The sequence below is a fragment of the Shewanella sp. 1180_01 genome (genome assembly GCF_052850535.1).
The window spans coordinates 13,578-33,082 of the sequence record NZ_VXCT01000033.1; the positions used below are offsets into that span (position 1 = coordinate 13,578).

A 19,505-nucleotide genomic window follows, 5' to 3' on the forward strand; every position below is an offset into this window, starting at 1 on the left:
CATAGCGCTCTTCCTTGCGTTATCCGTTATCCGTTATCCGTTATCCAACATCAAAAAATGCTATTAATCTCCCAGCTAGTTGAATTTAACCTAAATACGTAGGTGACATCATCAAAGCAGGTGATAAAATGGCGACCATTCAACTCAAATTTGGACATCGGTAATGCGCGTCAGCAAGTACCTGCTATCAACACAGAAAGAAACTCCTGCCAACGCAGAAGTCATTAGCCATCAATTAATGTTACGTGCGGGTATGATCCGTCGTAATGCGTCGGGCCTTTATAGCTATCTCCCCACGGGCTTACGTGTACTGCGTAAAGTCGAAGCAATTGTTCGTGAAGAAATGAACAAAGCCGGTGCAATTGAAATTCTAATGCCTATGGTGCAACCGGCAGACTTGTGGGTAGAAACAGGTCGTTGGGAAAAGTTTGGTCCCGAGCTGCTGCGCTTTAAAGATCGCCACAATCGCGACTTCGTACTGGGCCCAACCCACGAAGAAGTGATCACAGACCTGATCCGTAAAGAAGTCAGCTCATACAAGCAGTTACCGTTGAACCTTTACCAAATCCAAACCAAATTCCGTGACGAAGTTCGTCCACGTTTTGGCATGATGCGCTCACGCGAATTCTTGATGAAAGACGCCTACTCTTTCCACCTTGACGTCGATACCATGAATGAAACCTATGAGGCCATGTACAACGCCTATAGTAACATTCTAACCCGCATGGGCTTAGCCTTCCGTCCAGTATTAGCTGACACAGGTTCTATCGGTGGCAGCATGTCACACGAGTTCCACGTGCTAGCGCAAAGCGGTGAAGATTTAATTGCTTACTCAACGGGCAGCGATTACGCGGCTAACATTGAGAAAGCTGAATCACCAGTGCCCACTGAGCCTCGCGGCGCAGCCACTGAAGAATTGCGTTTAGTCGATACCCCAAATGCAAAGACCATTGCTGAATTGGTTGAGCAGTTTGATCTGGATATCACTAAAACTGTCAAAACCTTGATCGTCGTGGGCGCATCAGAAGCGACGCCGTTAGTGGCACTGATTGTTCGCGGTGACCATGAACTCAACGAAGTCAAAGCCGACAAGTTAGACTTAGTGGCATCACCAGTAGAAATGGCATCAGAAGCGCTGATCCGTGACGCCATTGGCGCAGGTCCTGGTTCACTTGGCCCTATCGGTCTTAACATCCCTATCGTTATCGATCACAGCGTTAGCGTGATGAGCGATTTTGCTGCTGGTGCGAATGTGGATGACAAACATTATTTTGGTATCAACTGGGAACGCGATCTGCCGACAGCACAAGTTGCCGACATCCGTAACGTAGTCGAAGGCGAGCCAACACCAGATGGTTCAGGTACTTATGCTATGGCACGCGGTATCGAAGTGGGTCATATTTTCCAACTGGGTACTAACTACTCTAAATCGATGAACGCGACTGTACTTGACGAAAACGGCAAGTCACAGGTGCTATTGATGGGTTGTTACGGCGTCGGCGTAAGCCGTATCGTGGCCGCAGCCATCGAGCAAAACTTCGATGACCGTGGCATCATTTGGCCAGAAGCGATTGCACCATTTAGCGTGGGCATTCTGCCAATGAACATGCACAAGTCGCACCGCGTAACCGATATCGCCGAGCAGTTATACAAAGACTTAAACGAAGCGGGTATCGACGTGTTACTGGACGATCGTAAAGAGCGCCCAGGCGTGATGTTTGCCGATATGGAACTGATTGGTATCCCACACACTGTGGTGATTGGTGATCGCAATATCGATGCTGGCGTATTTGAATACAAAAACCGCCGTACCGGTGAAAAGCAAGATATTCCATTTGATCAACTGCTCGATTTCCTGAAAAACGCAGTGAAAGGCTAAGCCTCAACGCGAAATCTAGAAAAGTTTAACGATCAAAACGAAACGCACTTAAGCCCAGCTTAAGTGCGTTTTTTATTGGACTTTTATTGACCTTCGTCGATCACTCACGACATTGCTTTTTTATCTGTGGCTGTTTATCTTCTTATTTTTGGCGCTGTACTTTTGGCAAGGTACTTTGCGCTAACAGGTACTGACTCGGAGCGACGCCCATCAACTGTCTGAACATATAACCAAAGGCTGAACCCGAGGCATAACCTAAAGATAACGCTGTAGTGAGCACAGATTCACCTCGACTGAGCATTTGAATCGCCACCTGCAATCTAAGCCTTTGCAACCATTGACTATAACTCAGCCCTGTTTGCTGTTTAAATAATCTCGCTAACGTGCGGGCCGAGGCGCCGACCTCCCGCTGCCAATCCACCAAAGTACGTTGCTCGCTCGGATCCGTAAGCAAAGCTTCTGTAATGCGCAGTAATTTTTTATCCTTAGGATAAGGTAAATCCAAGGCTACCTTAGGTGCGAGCACCATAAAGTCACGGATCACCATCAAGAGTCGCATGACGCTATCCTTAAAATCGGGATCAATCAGCCCAGCCTCACTCTTCATCAAGGCATTAGCCTCTTGCAGTAACAACTGCAAAACAGGCTTCACACTCAAACAAGTACAGTCGGGTGGAAAACCGCCGATCTGGGTTTCATCCAAATACAGACTGCTCAATTGCACCTGACCTAGCGCGATAACCTCATGATCGACAAAGGGAGGCACCCACACCGCTTGTTCAGGCGGCACTATGTAACGCCCCGCTGGCGTAATCACACTCAACACACCTTGGCTGGCATAAATGACCTGTCCCCAAGAATGACGATGGCGCTGCACATGTTCAAACGGCTTGAGCGTTCGTTTAAGTAACATGATGGACGCGCTTAGCCCTGCGGCGGCTAAACGTGAAGGTGCGACCTGAGTGTACTGAGTGATGTGCTGCTGAGATAAAGGAGTGTCAGTTACTTGATTCAAGGTGTTATCGCCCAAGGTGATTTTTATATCGAAGCTTCTTTTCGTATTATCGAGCCTCTTCCGTATATAAAGCGCCTCTTCGTATAAAAGCACTTTTCTGTGTAGAAGTGTCTTTTTATCTAGATATTAAGTCAATCTATCGAGCTAACGCTAAAGCAGCAAGCACTAACATGCCCTCTCAGATTTAACGAATTGGAGATGACATGAGCATCCACATGAATAAAAACCGGGTTACGCCCGTTACCTTACAGAAAATGAAAGGTAAAACGCCAATAGTCGCCCTCACCGCCTATGAAAAACCGATGGCGGAACTTATCGATCCCCATGTTGATATGATTATCGTCGGCGACTCCGTCGGCATGGTGGTTTATGGGCAAGACGCTACACTAGGGGTTACCTTAGAAATGATGATTAACCATGGTCTTGCTGTCACTCGCGGCGCAGCACATGCCTGCGTGATTATCGATATGCCCTTTGGGAGTTATCAAGAATCGCCTCAGCAAGCCTTTAGACATGCCAGTCAAGTATTGATACGTACTGGCGCGCAGGCGGTAAAACTCGAGGGTGGTGCAGAGATGCTCGACACCACTCGCTTTTTAACCCAGCGAGGGATCCCTGTGATGCCACACATAGGATTAATGCCGCAACACGTCAATCAATTGGGTGGATTTAAAACCCAAGCAAGGGATGCCGCCGCCATCGAAGCCCTCGTTCGTTTAGCAAAAAACTTTGAGCAAGCAGGCGCTTTTAGCATACTAATTGAAGGTACATCCGAGCTCGCGGCGCGCACAGTAACGGCAGAAGTCTCAATCCCCGTAATCGGCATTGGCGCCTCACCCGCCTGCGATGGTCAAGTGCTCGTAACTGAGGACATTTTAGGCTTATTTTCTGACTACACGCCTAAATTTGCCAAACGCTATATCGACCTAAGCTCCTTAATCACTCACGCCTGCGCCGAATACGCCAGAGAAGTAAGAACCGCTAAGTTTCCAACAGCAGAGCATTGTTTTGGCCTCAGCCAAACAATCAAGATTACAGCGGATTAATTGTCTAAAGCGAAATATTGCAGCAATCGAATAAACTATAAATCGAAATTTGCAACTAATTGAGTCTACCGACTTGCTTTTTATAGGGGGGCGTTGCTTTAATAAAACTATTAAAACAATAAATTGAGTCTGAAGATTGCCTACATCAACTGCATTAGTCTTAGGTGGCGGCGGCGCAAGAGCCGCCTATCAAGTCGGCGTGCTAAAAGCACTGGTTCAGCTTTATCCGCGTAATCATGGCATTCCCTTTAAAATCATTTGTGGCACCTCGGCAGGTGCCATTAATGGCACTTCCATTGCCACCCATGCTTCCTGTTTTCATCTTGGCGTCAAAAAGCTCGAATGGGTATGGCGCCATTTTGAAACTCGCAAAGTGTATCGCGCATCCATCACTGGCGTGCTTGGTCACCTTGGTAAAATGGCACTCAAAGGCATGCAGGATGATAAGGTTAATACCGACGCTGGCAGTCTGCTCGATAACGATCCTCTTCGAAAACTGCTCAATGAATTAATCGATTTTAAACGCATCGATCGTAATATTCGCAGCGGCGCCCTCACCGCCCTCAGCGTCGATGCCTCTTGCTACAACAACTCACGCTCGGTGAGTTTTTTCCAAGCTTCACGGGATATCGAAAACTGGACCCGCGCTAGACGCAGCGGCGAACGTATGATGCTCAACACTGAACACCTACTCGCCAGTTCGGCCATCCCTATGGTGTTCCCCTCCATCAAACTCAATCAAGCCTATTATGGCGATGGCTCGGTCCACCAGCTGGCACCGCTCTCAAGTCCTATCCATTTAGGCGCTGAAAAACTCTTAGTCATTAACTTAGAGAGTCCACACAAACACTTCCCAATGGAACTGGAGTATCACCCTAAAACCGCATCCATAGCGGGCCATCTGCTCGATACTATCTTCTCAGATACCTTAAACAGTGACCTTGAGCGGCTCGAAAGGATCAATAACACCTTAAGCCTGATCCCCGAGTCAAGCCGTAACAAGCTCGCCTTACATCCGATTAAAACCTTAGTCATCAAGCCCAGCGAAGACCTCAGTAAAATTGCCGCCCGCTTCTACGATGACATGCCATGGGCAGTAAAAACCTTACTCGGTTTTATTGGTATTGATAGACAATCCGACTCGAGTATCGTGTCTTACCTACTATTCGAAAAAACCTACACCAGCGCGTTGATCGACCTAGGCTACAAAGATGCCATGGAGCAAATCGACGAACTTAAAGCCTTTTTTGGTTTAAAATCAGAAAATAGCGCAGAACCTCATCGCTAACAGCTATAATGCAGCACTCATTGACTAAAGCAGATTTATAAAGGTGAGTTTGTTTAGCTGTTCAAGTCTAAGATGAATGATACAACTCATTAAAATAAAGGGGCTTAGTTTATAGCTAAGCAAAATTTCAATCGAAAGCCTGAATCCTCTCTAGGATTTAAGATTGATCATTTAGCTAGTATCCCCTATCATGTTTTACTAGATTAGCTAAAATCACTTAATTAAATTTTTTCTAAAAGGGAATCACGATGAAAAAAACTTCACTAGCACTTATCGTTGCAATAACAGCATTAAGCTCTATGGCTGCAAATGCAGCAGACGGCGAAGCTGCCGGTACAGGTACTGCTGCAAGCACTAGCACTGGTGTTATTGTTGCTGGTAGTGTAGCTGCTGCAGCTGCAATTGCTGGCGCAGTTGTAATATCTAACAGCTCTGATGGCAACCCAGTTACAACTTCTAATAGCAACACTACTGGTACCAACTAATCCGTTTGGTGCAGCTATAAAACAACCGCCTATTGGCGGTTGTTTTTTTTGCTCGTTTAGAGAAAGTGAGAATCACTTCATTTATTGAAATAAGTCTCAGATATCTCTACATTAGATATTTATTACTATTGAGAATAAGCAACTCGGATGCGTATAAATAAAAAATTACTCTTACTCACAGCCTCAATTGCATTAATGGGTATTGCCGGCTGTAGTCAACGAATTAGCGCCCTAAACGATACGATTAAATTAGCTTTAATTGGAGAGAGCGATATTAAGCTCACTACCGAGCAAATAGAAGCCAATCCCTACGCCAGCATCTATGTCAAGATAGAAGATATACCTCAAGCATTTGTTGTTTTAGCCTTAGCAGAACCAAAACACACCCTCACCATTGTCAGACCAGCGCCAGAAGCAATGGAACTAAAATGGCTCTCTGCAGATAAAGCAATGTTAGTGACAGTGAACGGGCGTTTGGTGAGAACTCATAGTCTGCTCACAGGCAATTTAGCCGCGATTGAAAGTTCAGAACCCGATCCTATTCTCCTAGGTCTGCATCTAAATAGCACACCTAAAACTTGGACTCGCACGCTTGATTGGCAGCCCGGCTACCATTATGGGTATAAACTTAATTCACAGTTTGATTTTATCGCTGAGGAAAAGATACTCATAAATGATACTCCCACTCAAGCATTGCATTACAGCGAGTTAGTATCTGTTGAAGGTCTTAATATTCAATATTTAAATGAGTTTTGGTTAAAACCGGATAATGGGCACGTCATTAAAAGCCGCCAGAAGATAGCACCCAATCTGCCTTTTATCGATATAACTTTACTTAAGCCATTTGCATCTTAGTGGAACCATTATGAGATATTACATCGCGCCATTGGCACTTGTACTTAGTTCAGCACTAACAGCAACCGTTCATGCTGAAACCCAGTTATTCATCAGTACATCTACGAATCAGGATGCTCAGGTTCAACTAAACTATCCGACAGCAGTGCGTATAGAACAAATAGTACAAGACGGATTACAGCAACTCCCAGCATATAATAAAACCACGAATAAAGAGGTTGTTCCTATTTATTGGTTAGGTGCGGCATTACTCGATATTCAAAATACCGCCGCTTTAGAAACGAAACGTCAGCAAGTCTTGAGCCAGTTAGCTAAAATGGGCCAAGTAAAAGACGACAGTGCTTACATCGCAAAACTGGCTAAGCTCGCACAACTTATTCGCAGTCTACAACTTGGGCAGCGCGTAATGCAGCCTCTGGATATTGACCTTATTCGTATCAATGATTCATACAATTCGCTAATTGATGGTCGTTTCCTATTAGTCTTACCGCCTCGTCCAAGCACTGTCACAGTGCTTGGTGCTGTAGCACAGTCAGGGGATTTGGCATGGCAAGGCCAAAAGACTAGCAAAGATTACCTCAAACAAGCAGGGTTACTCGATAATGCAGAAACAAGCACAGTGTGGATTATTCAACCAGATGGCAAAGCGATAAAACAACCCATCGCTTATTGGAATCATCAAGAGCAAGATATTGCTCCTGGAGCAAGTATCTACGTTGAGTTTTCAAGTCTATTTTATGACTACACTCAACTGAATGAAAACATTGTTGAATTACTCAGGAATCGGGCTCTGTAATGAAAAAGTCTAGCCACACAATCCATACCTTAGGCCGATTATCTGCACTGTCTTTGGCATTATTACCATTACTCCAGGTAACTGCAGATGAATTTTCCTATCCAACACTGTTAGCCTCACAATCGGATTTTGGTGGTGTTGGTTTAATGCAAATGCCCACAGGCCGTATGGCGCCTGAAGGCGAGTTTAATTTTGCGACTAGCTATAACGACGACTACCAGCACTTCACAGCCTCAGTACAACTGTTTCCTTGGTTTGAGACCACTGTTCGTTATACGCAGGTACAGGATTTACTCTATAGCAGCGATCCCAGTTTCAGTGGTAACACTAAATACACAGATAAAGGTATTGACTTTAAAGTTCGGTTGCTTGAAGAAACAAACTGGCTTCCAGAAACATCTTTCGGTGTGCGCGACTTTGGCGGAACAGGCTTGTTCGATGGCGAGTTTATTGCAGCGACTAAACGGGTTGGCCCACTAGACTTCACTCTGGGCATAGGTTGGGGCTATATCGGCAATAGCGGTAACCTAACTTCAGATAAAAAAGATCTTAACTATAACTGCGATCGTGACACTTCCTATGGCGGTAAAGGGGGAACGGTTGATTATCAGCGTTGGTTTAAGGGCTGTGCTGCACTATTCGGTGGCGTTGAGTATCAAACTCCATGGGAACCGTTGCGTCTAAAGCTTGAATATGACGGCAACGATTATCAATCCGACTTCCCTGTTGTTCGAGGTGGTATTGCTATGCCACAGGACAGCAAATTCAACTATGGTTTACTGTATCGATTTGGTGACTGGGGCGATCTGCATTTAAGTTATGAACGTGGTAACACTTGGACGCTCGGTTTTAGTTTGCAAACGAATTTCAATACCTTAACTCAGATAAAGCGCGATCCTGCTGCAGCTAAATATAAGCCAATACAAGCGGCACCATTAACGCATGTGCAAACAGCCAATATTCCATTAGATAGTGTTAGCCCTTCAGAAAATATCATTGTGACGGCTGACACCACTCTACACATCAAAGCAGAAATAGCTGACACTCATTTAATCGTTCAGCCTAAAGAAGCAATGTTAAAAACAACAATTGACTGGAATAAGGTTGCGCAGGATCTGCAAACAATTTCAGGCTATAGCAACGCTAAAATTTACCTCGACTCTGACAGTATTACCGTGGTTGGAGAGCAAACTAAATATCGTGATAGAAATGAAGCACACCAAAGGGCAGCCACTATACTTGCCAATAATAGCGATCTGACTCAAATCAAAGAGTATCGCTTAATTGAGACCCATTATAGCCAGCCGATTACAGAAACGCGTATTGATGCAGAAAAATTTGCCCAAGTAGCCAGCTTTGGTTACCTCAATGCTAAGGTTACTGATGCGAGTCAAGTTGTTGTCCCACGCTTACCCCAAGGTGAGTTAGTAACGCGTACTGATGAAGATTGGCTGGATAAACTAGGCTTCGATGTTGCTCCTACTATGGTGCAATCCTTCGGAGGCTCAGAAGGCTTCTACATGTTTAATATCGGTGTTACTGGGAGTGCAAACTATAAGTTTACCGATAATTTCGAGTTTGGCGGTTCTCTTTATCTCAACTTATACGATAACTTCGATAAGTTTTTATATGACGTACCACCAGACGGTACCGACTTGAAACGAGTAAGAACGTTAATACGCCAATACGTTCATGATAACCCGGTGCGGGTTAATAACCTCCAATTGACATGGATGGATAATCTTAGTGATAACATTTCCTACCAAGCCTATGGCGGTTATTTAGAGATGATGTATGGCGGTGTGGGGACAGAATTTCTCTATCGTCCACTCAATAGCCAATGGGCATTTGGTTTTGATATTAACTATGCAAAACAGCGAGATCCCGACAGTATGTTCGGTTTCTTTAGTGACGAAAACCAAGTTGATCCTCTAACCAATCGGGCTTATCGAGTGCAAACCGGTGTTGTGACTGGGCATGCAACGGCTTATTACCAGCCGGAGTGGTTCCCCAATACTTTACTTAGAGTGAGCGCAGGGCAGTATCTTACCGAAGATAAAGGCGTGACGGTTGACTTCTCTAAACAGTTTGATAGCGGTGTTATTGTCGGTGCCTTTGCGACTAAAACCAATTTATCAGCAGAAGAATACGGCGAAGGCAGCTTTACCAAGGGCTTCTATATTTCCATCCCATTCGATCTTATGACCATAAAATCGACTCAAAGTCGTGCTTTCTTGTCTTGGATGCCACTGACCCGTGACGGTGGTCAAATGCTTGGACGTAAGTACAACTTGTTTGATGTCACAGATGCGCGAGCACCTTGGTATACCAGACCGAGTGTTGAACCTGCGAAATAGTGAGTGCGTAGTTAAAACTAAAAACGGTTTAAAAAATCGAGGACTTAATGCCACTGATAAATAGCAAGTTACGCACTCTACTCTATCGGTGACTTGATCCCATGGGGCGATGAACGTAAATACTGTGGCGGCGCTTTAACAGTTGCACCTAATGTTGCAGCGGCATGCCAAGGCCAATGTGGGTCATAGAGCATAGTGCGAGCAAGCGCAATAGCATCGGCCTGCCCTTGAGCCAAAATCGTTTCCGCTTTATTAGCATCTGTGATTAAGCCCACGGCAATCACAGGTATGTTTACCTCAGCTTTAATGGCTTCGGCAAAAGGCACTTGAAAGTGTTCAGCGACTGGAATTTGTTGCAGCGGACTTAACCCACCAGTACTGACATGGATAAAATCACAGCCTCTGCTCTCTAATGCTTTTGCCAATACTAGGCTTTGGGTTAAATCCCAACCGTTCTCGACCCAATCGGTTGCCGAAATCCGCACACCGAGTGCCATTTTAGGCGCTATCACAGCCTTTATGGCGTCAAACACGGCCAACAACAAGCTCAGTCGATTCTCTAAACTGCCACCATATTTATCGGTACGTTGATTCGATAGCGGGGATAAAAATTGGTGTAGCAAATAACCGTGGGCAGCATGAATTTCAATCGCATCAAGCCCTAATCGTTCGGCTCTTTGCGCCGAACTAACAAATGCCAAGATAAGCTCATCAATTTCATCAAAGGTCATCGCACTCGGTAATGTAGTGCCTTCATTAAAGGCCTGCGCGGAAGGCGCTATCGTCTGCCAACCGTTATGTTCGTCGGGTGCAATAGCGCCGCCACCTTCCCAAGGTTTTCGAGTTGATGCTTTACGCCCCGCATGGGCAAGCTGTATCGCCATCGGCATATTTGAGTATTTACGGATAGACTTGAGAGTTTTATCTAAGGCAGCTTCCGTTTTGTCATCCCATAGACCTAAATCTGCATAGGAAATTCGGCCATTGGGCAGAACGGCGGTAGCCTCAAGAATGAGCATTCCCGCGCCCGATAACGCCATGCTCCCTAAATGAATCGTATGCCAATCAGTTGCTTGGCCGTTTTCTGCTGAGTACTGACACATTGGCGCGATAATAATGCGGTTCGCTAACTCAAGTTGACCTAAGGTTAAAGGCGAAAATAATAAACTCATTGTCATTCCATTTAATACAAACCGTGATTGGCTTTATGATGGAGTACTGGCGAGGCTATCTCGCGTTGATAAAATCGGTGCGGTAATTAATGGCCAATCAATGGCAAACTCTGCACTGTTCCAAGCGACAACGCTTTCATCTTCAGGATCATAATATTGGGTACATTGATAAATAACCTCAGCATAATCACTGAGAACATAAAAACCGTGAGCAAAGCCTGGTGGGATCCACATTTGCAGATGATTCTCTGCAGATAGCACTCGCCCAACCCATTTCCCATAGGTGGCCGAGTCGGGCCTTATATCGACGGCCACATCAAAAATGCTCCCTGCACAGACCCGCACTAACTTACCCTGCGGTTTACGCCGTTGAAAATGCAAGCCTCGCAGGACATTACGTTGCGAGCGACTGTGATTCTCCTGCACGAACACAAATGACTCGGATCCCCGCAGTGCAAAGCAGGCATCAAAATAGGATTGCCTAAACGTCTCCATAAAGAAACCGCGTTCATCCCCAAAGACTTGTGGTTCAAACACCAACACTTCGGCTAACTCAGTTGCGCTACATTTCATCAAATACCTGCTTATCGAGTAATGCATGGAATAGCGGCAAATCGTGGGGAGTACAAATGATCAAGATGTCTCGAATACCAGACTGCATCAGGGTGACAAGTGGATAATAAATCATAGGTTTATCGTAAATGGGCAGTAATTGCTTACAGACAACCTGCGTCATAGGATAAAGACGCGAGCCCGTACCGCCCGCCAGTAAAATGCCTTTTCTCATTGAAATATTTAAGATTGATAAGCTAGGTGAAGTGTCCAGATTGTAGCATATAAAAGACGACGAGCCGGAAGAACGGATGACAGCAGATGAGTCAGTCGATTAACGAAAATAATGGCGCAATAGCCGTTTGTATTCCAAGCACTAAAAGCCATTTAGCTTCTATAAGATGAATGAATCCTCTGTTCCATAAAGATAAGCGCATTTGCTGAACCTAGTGCTCACCAACCTACACCCTTGCTACTGCTCGGGGATAAATATCTCAATACGTAACCCCTGATTCGGCGCTGAGAAGAGAGAAACATTACCATTGAGCTTTTGAGTGACCAGATTATAAATAATCGACATCCCTAAACCTGTGCCACCACTTTGGCGCGCAGTGGTGAAAAATGGCTCGAATGCTTTGGCTTTCACCTCATCGGACATGCCGATGCCATTGTCTTGATAAGTCATCTTGATCTGTGCTCCCTCCTTTTCAACCACAATGACAATCTGTTTATCTCCGACAAAATCATCAGGGAAAGCGTGGCGAAAACTGTTAGCAACTAAGTTGGTAAAAATCTGAGCGATGGCGCCGGGGTAAGAATCAATAAAAACATTGTCATCGAGTTCGACTTTTAAGGTGATGTTTTTCTTACGCATTAAGGGCTTTAACGAACTAAATATTTGGAAAATATAATTCTTTAAATTAAAGCGCTCACGTTCCAATATCGATTGATCTGCGGCAGTGCGTTTAAAGTTATGAACAAGTTCTGCGGCGCGGGAAAGATTACGCTCAATTAAACATAAACCGTCCTGCATTGTATTGATAAAACTGACAAACTTATCTTCATCGAGGTCGTTTTTCTCGAATGACCCTTTAAGTAGCGATAACTCATCCAAACAATGGGTCACGGATGTTACCGCGATACCCAGTGGCGTATTAACCTCGTGAGCAACACCGGCGACTAAGCTACCTAAGGCGGCCATTTTTTCATTTTCAATTAAGTGCTTTTGGGTCGATTTTAAGGTCGATAGGGCCGTCTCGAGTTCGGTTGTTCGTAGTTCAACTTGATGCTCCAAATCGGTATTAATGAGTTTGAGCTGTTGTTGGTATTCGAGGATCTCTTTAGCACTCATGGCTCGGCCAAAGAGATCGGCCAGTGCCGAAGCAAACGCCTTTTCATCCCGCGTCCATTCCCTCGCCTCACCTTGATGCTCAGAACAAATAATCCCCACCATTTTGCCGTGGTGACGAATGGGACTATCCAGCATAGAGGTGATCTGATTCGGTTTCAGGTAAGTGTCGACAAACTCTTTGGTGGCAGGATCCGTTTGCGCCTTATTAGCGACAATGGTGCGCTCATTGTCGAGTAAGCTGAAGTAATGGGGAAACTGCGCGCGAGTGAGCACTAACGCTTCTTGCGGCTGTTGGTGGTCGAGTAAATAATAACAAGCGATAGTCTGATTACCTTGACCAAACAACCAAATGCCCGCCCGCGTGATCTGTAATCCCTTACAGATTGAACTCACTATAAGTTGCGAGGCTTGAATGAGATCGCCCTCATCAATAACCTGAGACTTACTGACATCAAATAGGATTCGATCAAGCATTCGGGTCATAGCGGTTCGTCCGGAATGTGGATATGTAGGGAGGCAAACGCATCTAACAGTTTTAAACTCGCTTCACACAATACGGGGTCAAACTGCTTACCCGATTGCACCAAAATATACTCTCGTACCGCATCGACTGACCACGCCTCTTTATAACTGCGCTTGGAAAGCAAGGCATCAATTACATCGACAATCGCCATGAGTCGGCCTTCAATGGGAATATCTTCCTTAGCAATTCCACGGGGATACCCTTGCCCATCCCAACGCTCATGGTGGGTATAAGCGATTCGAGCACCCATTTTTGCAATGATACGATTTGAGCCTGCGAGCAAGTTATAGCCTTTCTCAGCATGGGTTTGCATGATCGCCCATTCCTCGGCATCAAGCTTGCCTGGCTTATGTAAGATACTCTCAGGGATACCTATTTTACCTACATCGTGCAAAGGCGCGGCGTAACGAATCGTTTCGATAAAGTCCGCGTGCATGCCGATGGCAATCGCGAGCATTTCAGTCATGCGTGCAACCCGACGTACATGGGCCCCGGTCTCTTTACTGCGCTGTTCAATGGCATCGCCTATGATTAAAATCAGCTCCCTTTGAGTTTGCTGTACATTTTCACGGCCCGACAAATTCTCGAAGGTTAAGCTCACATTGGCCGCAAATAGCTCAAGAATACTGACTTGAAAATCCGTTAGCTTAGTGTCGTGTTGCAAATATAAAATACTGGTGACATGGCCACTTAGCTCATAAAATCCAACGTAAATATTGTCACGCACGAGCGAAGTTCTTAGCGCAATAGCCTCAATAATATACTCACGTACATCCCCTGGTAGCGTCTCAACGCTGCCACCTTCACAGTAACTGACCATATCGCCCGTGGCGGCCAGTAGGTTCATTTGGGTATCGAGGTAAAGGTCTTGATGGTAACTCGTGAGATACAGGGCTGAGCTTTCAAGATTGAGTAACTGCAGGGTCTGTTCGAGTACAGCACTGCCAAAATTATGCAATGTATGGCTTTTAAGCACAGAGGTTGAGGCGGCAATGACTTTCTCCATCCCCTTTTGGCTTTGCTCGATAATTTTAATATCGCGATACGAACGCAGCGAAGTGTAGACACAAGACTTAAGCCGAGCTGCGGTAAGTTCTGTTTTGGCTTTGTAATCATTGATATCAAAATCCCGAATCACTTGATCTTCAGGCGCCTGTCCCGGCTGGCCCGTACGTAAAATGATGCGGGTGCTGTGATTATTTAATTCAGTACGGATTTTTTGAACTAGCTCTAACCCAGCATGGTCGGTTTCCATGACCACATCAATAAAAGCCAATGCGATATCCGTTTCGGTTTGAAGTAACGCTAAGCCTTCAGCGGCGCTGTAACAGGAATAGAACTGTAATACCCGATTATCTAAGGTCAGATTTTTCAGGGCAAATCGAGTCACCTCATGGATCCCAGGCTCATCATCAATAATGGCAACTTTCCAAATGCCTTGTTTAGGCTTATGGGATGTATCCTCGATAACATCAGCACTTTTCTTAAATAACGCCACAGAACCACCGTCTACGATGAATAGTTAAGCTTTAGTATAGATTCAATCTCGAAAGTGACTAGTTTCAAAGGATAAATTATCATCTTATTAGTTACAGACTTTAAGCTAATCACTAACACTCTCGCCACGTGGAATACAAATACACAAAACTTAACCTATTGTTATAAATTAGGAATAGTCAAAGTTAGGCTCTGCCAACCTTGACGGGTATGATGAATACACTTAATCCATAACACCCTGAAATGCTATTGGAGCCACTATGAACAAATCACTATGTTACATCGCACTGCTGGCCTTATTTACCACGGCTTGCTCAGAAGCCTCAAAAGAAAACGCTGCGGTTAATACAGCCCAAGTTCAAACAGAAGCCGCTACAACCGTCCCTGTCGGCGATACCAGTCAAAATTCGCTCGATTGGGCAGGCAGCTATGAAGGTGTGTTACCTTGCGCCAGCTGTGAAGGCATTCAAACCCTGATCACATTACAAGCTGATAATCGCTTTGTTCAAGAAACAGTTTATTTGGGTAAAGATGAGAAGATTTTTAAATTGATAGGCAAAGCGGTGTGGGATGAGAAAGGCCAAAAAATCACCTTGGATGATGGCACACAATATCTGGTCGGCGAGAATCACCTGATCATGTTAGATACTGAAGGCCAAAGAATTACTGGCGATCTGGCCGCTAATTATGTATTGAAAAAGAAACAGTAACAGAGTTTTTGTTTGAAGAGAGGAACATAGCTATTCGATTGTAAAATCGTGCAGTACCCCTCTAAACATCAAATGTACTCAGCTCAATCACGGAACTAATAGAAGGCTCAAGGATGAGCGAACGACATTGTTATTAAGCCACAGGTTAAAATACAGAGAAAAAGGAATGACTTTAAATAAACAAGCGCAATTGATCCGCTATCAAGATTGCCCATCAACGCCATGGAAAAATGGCGGTGGGAGCACAAAACAGCTACTTATTTCCCCCATCAATGCAGAACTTACTGAATTCGATTATCGGATCAGCATAGCAAGCATTAGCAGCAACGGACCCTTTTCCTCATTTATTGGCATAGACAGACAACTGGTTATCCTAGAAGGTGACGGTGTTCAACTCAGCATCGATAACCATGAAGGGGAAAAACAGATAAATGACCTTGGGGGAGAAGAAAGAATACTGGGAGACACAGATACAACTGAATATAAACGACTCACGCCTATAGACAGTGCCTTCTGCTTTGCAGGCGAAACCTCAATAACAAGTCAACTATTAGGCAATAATGTTATTGATTTCAATGTGATGACCAAACGCGGTGTATTTAAAGCGCATACTCAAAGGCTTAACTTTGATGGCATATTTATAGAAGAACATGCTGCAACCACAAACAACAATAAAAGTGAGCACCATAAGACTGAAGCTGACACAACTATCATCCAACTACTCTGCTGCTTAGATACAATGACATGGGAGCACAATGGCAAGTTCATCAAGATCATGCCATACGACATGCTTATTATTAGACCAGGCGAAGATATAAAGTTAACAACGACAACGCCAAGTCGATTACTTAGCGTCACCATTACGGCCTGCAAATCATAAAGCAAATAAGTGGGCACTAACTTCCTCTAGCAAAGCACAAGGTCAGTGTTCGACCTCAAGATTACTCTGCTCAGTAGTGTCTCCACTATTATTAATCCCGCCAACAAAGCCTTTAATTAAAAAGTAAAACAGACATAATCAGAATTACATCAGTGCACTGGCTAATCATTGCTATCCAGAGGTAAGTACTTCCCAGAAAATGCGTTAAGCACCATTAACAGGATCAGTTTTTTATAGTTATAAATAGCTTGGCAAGTTAGTCATCACTATCAGCAAGATTACTGTAAAAAACTAAATAAATTTATCCGTATATTAAAGTACATGTAGCCCAAAGCTAAACCGATGAACCAGCGTCACATGTAATGAGTGTTCGGCTAATCTGCAAGCAAAGAGCAGAAAACAAAAAGCCAGAAAGTATACAACTTTCTGGCTTAAAAATTCAGCATATAAATACCTGAATGAACACGTATAACCGTTAGCTTTAATAGCCCTAAGGTTTAAGCTGCTCGAACCGCATCCGCGATATATTCAGCTTGAGTCTGCGTCATAAGATTATTGGTAGATTCGACCATTACGCGAATAAGTGGCTCTGTTCCCGATTTACGCAATAACACTCGCCCTTGGTCACCTAAAATCTCTTCTGCTTTAATCACGGCTTGCTGAACACTAGACGTCGCTAAAATGCTATCGGCATTAGCCGTAGCTAAACGTACATTAATTAACACTTGGGGAAGTTTAGTCATGCCAGCTTTAATCTCAGATAAACTCTTCTGGGACTCTAATACAGCTTTAAGTACCTGTAAGGATGCAACTATGCCATCACCCGTTGAAGCATGCTGCAAGCTCAAAATATGTCCTGACCCCTCACCGCCTAGTTGCCAACCTGTGCGCTTAAGTTGTTCAACGACATAGCGGTCGCCCACTTTAGCGCGAACAAAAGGGATATCCATCTGCTTAAGCGCCAGCTCTAAGCCAAGATTTGACATCAAGGTACCAACCACGCCACCCGTCATTTCACCTTTGCTGTGGGCAGCATGAGCAAGGATGAATAAAATCTCATCACCATCAACTACATGGCCATTGTGATCGACAAACATGACACGGTCGGCATCACCATCAAGCGCAATACCTAAATCAGCTTCATGTACCATAACCGCAGTTTGCAAACTGTCTAAATGCGTCGCCCCACAGTGATCATTAATATTCACGCCGTTAGGTTTATCATTGATGCTAATCACTTCAGCACCGAGTTCACGGTAAACATTGGGGGCGATGTGATATGCGGCGCCATGGGCGCTATCAACCACGATCTTCAATCCCGCTAAAGACAAATGATTTGGGAATGTGCCTTTACAGAACTCAATATAACGACCAGCAGCATCATCGATACGGCGCACTTTACCGAGTTTTTCTGAGGCAACACACTGCATCGCATTCTGGTTCAGCGCCTTTTCTAACAAGGCTTCGATTTCCAGTTCCTGCGCATCATTTAACTTAGTACCGGAATTAGAAAAGAACTTAATGCCATTATCATAAAATGGATTGTGTGATGCGCTGATCACCACCCCTGCGTCAGCACGGAATGTGGAAGCCAAATACGCAACCGCGGGTGTCGGCATAGGGCCAATCAAAGCCACATTTACCCCTGCTGCTGAAAATCCCGCCTCCATTGCCGACTCAAGCATATAGCCACTACTACGAGTATCTTTACCAATCAGCACTTCTTTAGTGCCAGTGGACGCAAGCACAGTGCCAGCAGCCCAACCTAACTTCATCGCAAAATCAGGCGTAATTGGAAACTCACCGACCTTGCCACGCACACCGTCAGTACCAAAATACTTCCTAGACATAAAAATCCTTTAACAAATTATAAAAAGCAAAATGCCAATTCAACTGAATTGGCATTTTGAAACAAACTCTTTATAGGAGCTATTATTTACGAATCCAAATCAATAGTTGCCATACATTAGATAGAGCCCAATTGTACGCTGCAAAAATAGCTAAAAAAGTAACAAACATAATCGATTCAGGAACATGAAAAATCTCAGCTGCTACACCGATAACAGCAAGCAATAAAGACGCTAATGAAATACGGATCAATGTCTGCTTACGATTGTAGCCAGCACGCTCGAATATATGGTGCAAGTGATCACGATCGGGCCTGAATGGCGACATGCCTTTTTTTACGCGTCGATACATAATTGCGGTCATATCCATGAGCGGAATAGCAATTAAATATAACGCGGTAACAGGGTTAAACACACTGGTATCAGGTTGAGTACCAATTACAAGCATCCAAACGACTGTCAAACCGATTAGCATACTCCCCGCATCACCCATGAAGATTTTTTCGAAAGAAGGAAACGGCCATTTCAAATTGAACAGCAAATACCCAACAATCGCGCCAATAAACAACAGAGGTAACATAAACCAGCTGTTATCAGCCCAATAAAACAAAAAAGCTAAAGATGAAAAGGTAACTAAACTCAGCATGCCTGCTAAACCATCGATACCATCAACCATGTTAAAAGCATTGATTGCACCAATTACGGCTAAAACTGTAACAACAATGCCTACATAGCCTAATCTAAATTCAAAAAAATGAAGGATATGACCAAATGATGTTAAATACAGTCCTGCACCAAAAATCAATATGGATGCAGTAATCACCTGAGCAGCCATTCTCACCCGTACAGAAAGATCATATTTGTCGTCAAGGACACCTAGAAAAAGGATTAACGCCGCTGAAATCAGGTATAGGTTAAAAACTTGACTCTGCTCGATGACGATACTAGAAACAAGTAGCACACTAAAATAAATAGAAATGCCGCCAATCAAAGGGATAGCACCGACATGTAACTTACGTTCATTTGGTAAATCAACTAAACCAACCCGTTGAGCAATGGGGTTAAACACTTTAATCGCAACACAGGTTAAGCAAAACACAGTAACAAGTGGTATGAGGTATTCCATAATCTCTTCCTTAAGCCAAATACATCATCATAAAAATGACTTTAATAACATTTTATTTCAAAAAAATGACACAGAATTATAGCAGTAACAGCTGAAACAGATAAGCCATGAAGCAACAGAAAATGT

16 protein-coding genes and 1 pseudogene are annotated in these 19,505 nt (G+C 44.3%); 9 read left to right on the forward strand and 8 right to left on the reverse strand.

Going from position 1 to position 19,505, the window contains the following annotated elements:
* Nucleotides 1-163 precede the first annotated feature (163 nt).
* Complete coding sequence (locus tag FW758_RS16085; protein ID WP_226058902.1) at nt 164-1,879, forward strand: proline--tRNA ligase; 1,716 nt, start codon at nt 164-166, stop codon at nt 1,877-1,879.
* A gap of 142 nt (nt 1,880-2,021) precedes the next feature.
* On the opposite strand, the gene FW758_RS16090 is transcribed toward FW758_RS16085, so the two are convergent.
* Nucleotides 2,022-2,909, reverse strand: coding sequence for an AraC family transcriptional regulator (locus FW758_RS16090; protein WP_446445903.1), 888 nt, complete (start codon nt 2,907-2,909; stop codon nt 2,022-2,024).
* Between the two features lie 188 nt (nt 2,910-3,097).
* On the opposite strand from FW758_RS16090, the gene panB reads away from it, so the two are divergent.
* The 6 genes from panB (at nt 3,098) to FW758_RS16120 (ending at nt 9,721) form a co-directional block, all read left to right on the forward strand.
* On the forward strand, nt 3,098-3,940 hold the full coding sequence (gene panB / locus FW758_RS16095; RefSeq protein WP_446445904.1) for a 3-methyl-2-oxobutanoate hydroxymethyltransferase: 843 nt from the start codon (nt 3,098-3,100) through the stop codon (nt 3,938-3,940).
* Nucleotides 3,941-4,076: 136 nt separating this feature from the next.
* Nucleotides 4,077-5,228, forward strand: coding sequence for a patatin-like phospholipase family protein (locus tag FW758_RS16100; RefSeq protein WP_311989348.1), 1,152 nt, complete (start codon nt 4,077-4,079; stop codon nt 5,226-5,228).
* A gap of 248 nt (nt 5,229-5,476) precedes the next feature.
* Nucleotides 5,477-5,713: a hypothetical protein gene (locus FW758_RS16105; protein WP_446445905.1), complete on the forward strand. Its 237-nt coding sequence runs from the start codon at nt 5,477-5,479 to the stop codon at nt 5,711-5,713.
* 147 nt (nt 5,714-5,860) lie between these two features.
* Nucleotides 5,861-6,568, forward strand: a complete 708-nt coding sequence (locus FW758_RS16110; protein WP_446445906.1) for a YjbF family lipoprotein — start codon at nt 5,861-5,863, stop codon at nt 6,566-6,568.
* Between the two features lie 10 nt (nt 6,569-6,578).
* Complete coding sequence (locus tag FW758_RS16115) at nt 6,579-7,364, forward strand: capsule biosynthesis GfcC family protein (RefSeq protein WP_446445907.1); 786 nt, start codon at nt 6,579-6,581, stop codon at nt 7,362-7,364.
* A complete protein-coding gene (locus tag FW758_RS16120; RefSeq protein ID WP_446445908.1) occupies nt 7,364-9,721 on the forward strand; it encodes a YjbH domain-containing protein in 2,358 nt (785 codons plus the stop codon). Before FW758_RS16115 ends, FW758_RS16120 begins: the two co-directional genes overlap by 1 nt.
* A 77-nt stretch (nt 9,722-9,798) precedes the next feature.
* Here the strand turns inward: FW758_RS16120 and FW758_RS16125 are convergent, their stop codons facing one another.
* From FW758_RS16125 to FW758_RS16145, 5 genes and pseudogenes are all read right to left on the reverse strand, one after another.
* The gene (locus FW758_RS16125) at nt 9,799-10,893 is read right to left on the reverse strand and encodes an NADH:flavin oxidoreductase/NADH oxidase (protein ID WP_446445909.1); all 1,095 of its coding nucleotides are present in this window, start codon (nt 10,891-10,893) and stop codon (nt 9,799-9,801) included.
* A gap of 33 nt (nt 10,894-10,926) precedes the next feature.
* The gene (rfbC, locus tag FW758_RS16130; RefSeq protein ID WP_446445910.1) at nt 10,927-11,466 is read right to left on the reverse strand and encodes a dTDP-4-dehydrorhamnose 3,5-epimerase; all 540 of its coding nucleotides are present in this window, start codon (nt 11,464-11,466) and stop codon (nt 10,927-10,929) included.
* A 16-nt stretch (nt 11,467-11,482) separates the two neighbouring features.
* Nucleotides 11,483-11,680 (reverse strand): annotated as a pseudogene (locus FW758_RS16135) (sugar phosphate nucleotidyltransferase); the annotation flags it as partial.
* Between the two features lie 237 nt (nt 11,681-11,917).
* On the reverse strand, nt 11,918-13,279 hold the full coding sequence (locus FW758_RS16140; protein ID WP_446445911.1) for an ATP-binding protein: 1,362 nt from the start codon (nt 13,277-13,279) through the stop codon (nt 11,918-11,920).
* Nucleotides 13,276-14,817, reverse strand: a complete 1,542-nt coding sequence (locus FW758_RS16145; RefSeq protein WP_446445912.1) for a DUF3369 domain-containing protein — start codon at nt 14,815-14,817, stop codon at nt 13,276-13,278. The genes FW758_RS16140 and FW758_RS16145 overlap by 4 nt, the downstream gene beginning before the upstream one ends.
* Before the next feature lie 259 nt (nt 14,818-15,076).
* Between FW758_RS16145 and FW758_RS16150 the strand changes: the two genes are divergently transcribed.
* Both FW758_RS16150 and FW758_RS16155 read left to right on the forward strand, forming a co-directional pair.
* Nucleotides 15,077-15,526 carry a copper resistance protein NlpE gene (locus tag FW758_RS16150; protein WP_446445913.1) on the forward strand — a complete coding sequence of 150 codons (450 nt, stop codon included), beginning with the start codon at nt 15,077-15,079 and terminating at the stop codon, nt 15,524-15,526.
* Nucleotides 15,527-15,692: 166 nt separating this feature from the next.
* Complete coding sequence (locus FW758_RS16155) at nt 15,693-16,406, forward strand: HutD/Ves family protein (RefSeq protein ID WP_446445914.1); 714 nt, start codon at nt 15,693-15,695, stop codon at nt 16,404-16,406.
* 497 nt (nt 16,407-16,903) lie between these two features.
* On the opposite strand, the gene glmM is transcribed toward FW758_RS16155, so the two are convergent.
* Together glmM and wecA are read right to left on the reverse strand one after the other, a co-directional pair.
* On the reverse strand, nt 16,904-18,256 hold the full coding sequence (gene glmM / locus FW758_RS16160; RefSeq protein WP_446445915.1) for a phosphoglucosamine mutase: 1,353 nt from the start codon (nt 18,254-18,256) through the stop codon (nt 16,904-16,906).
* Nucleotides 18,257-18,338: 82 nt separating this feature from the next.
* Nucleotides 18,339-19,379 carry a UDP-N-acetylglucosamine--undecaprenyl-phosphate N-acetylglucosaminephosphotransferase gene (wecA, locus tag FW758_RS16165; protein WP_446445916.1) on the reverse strand — a complete coding sequence of 347 codons (1,041 nt, stop codon included), beginning with the start codon at nt 19,377-19,379 and terminating at the stop codon, nt 18,339-18,341.
* Nucleotides 19,380-19,505 lie beyond the last annotated feature (126 nt).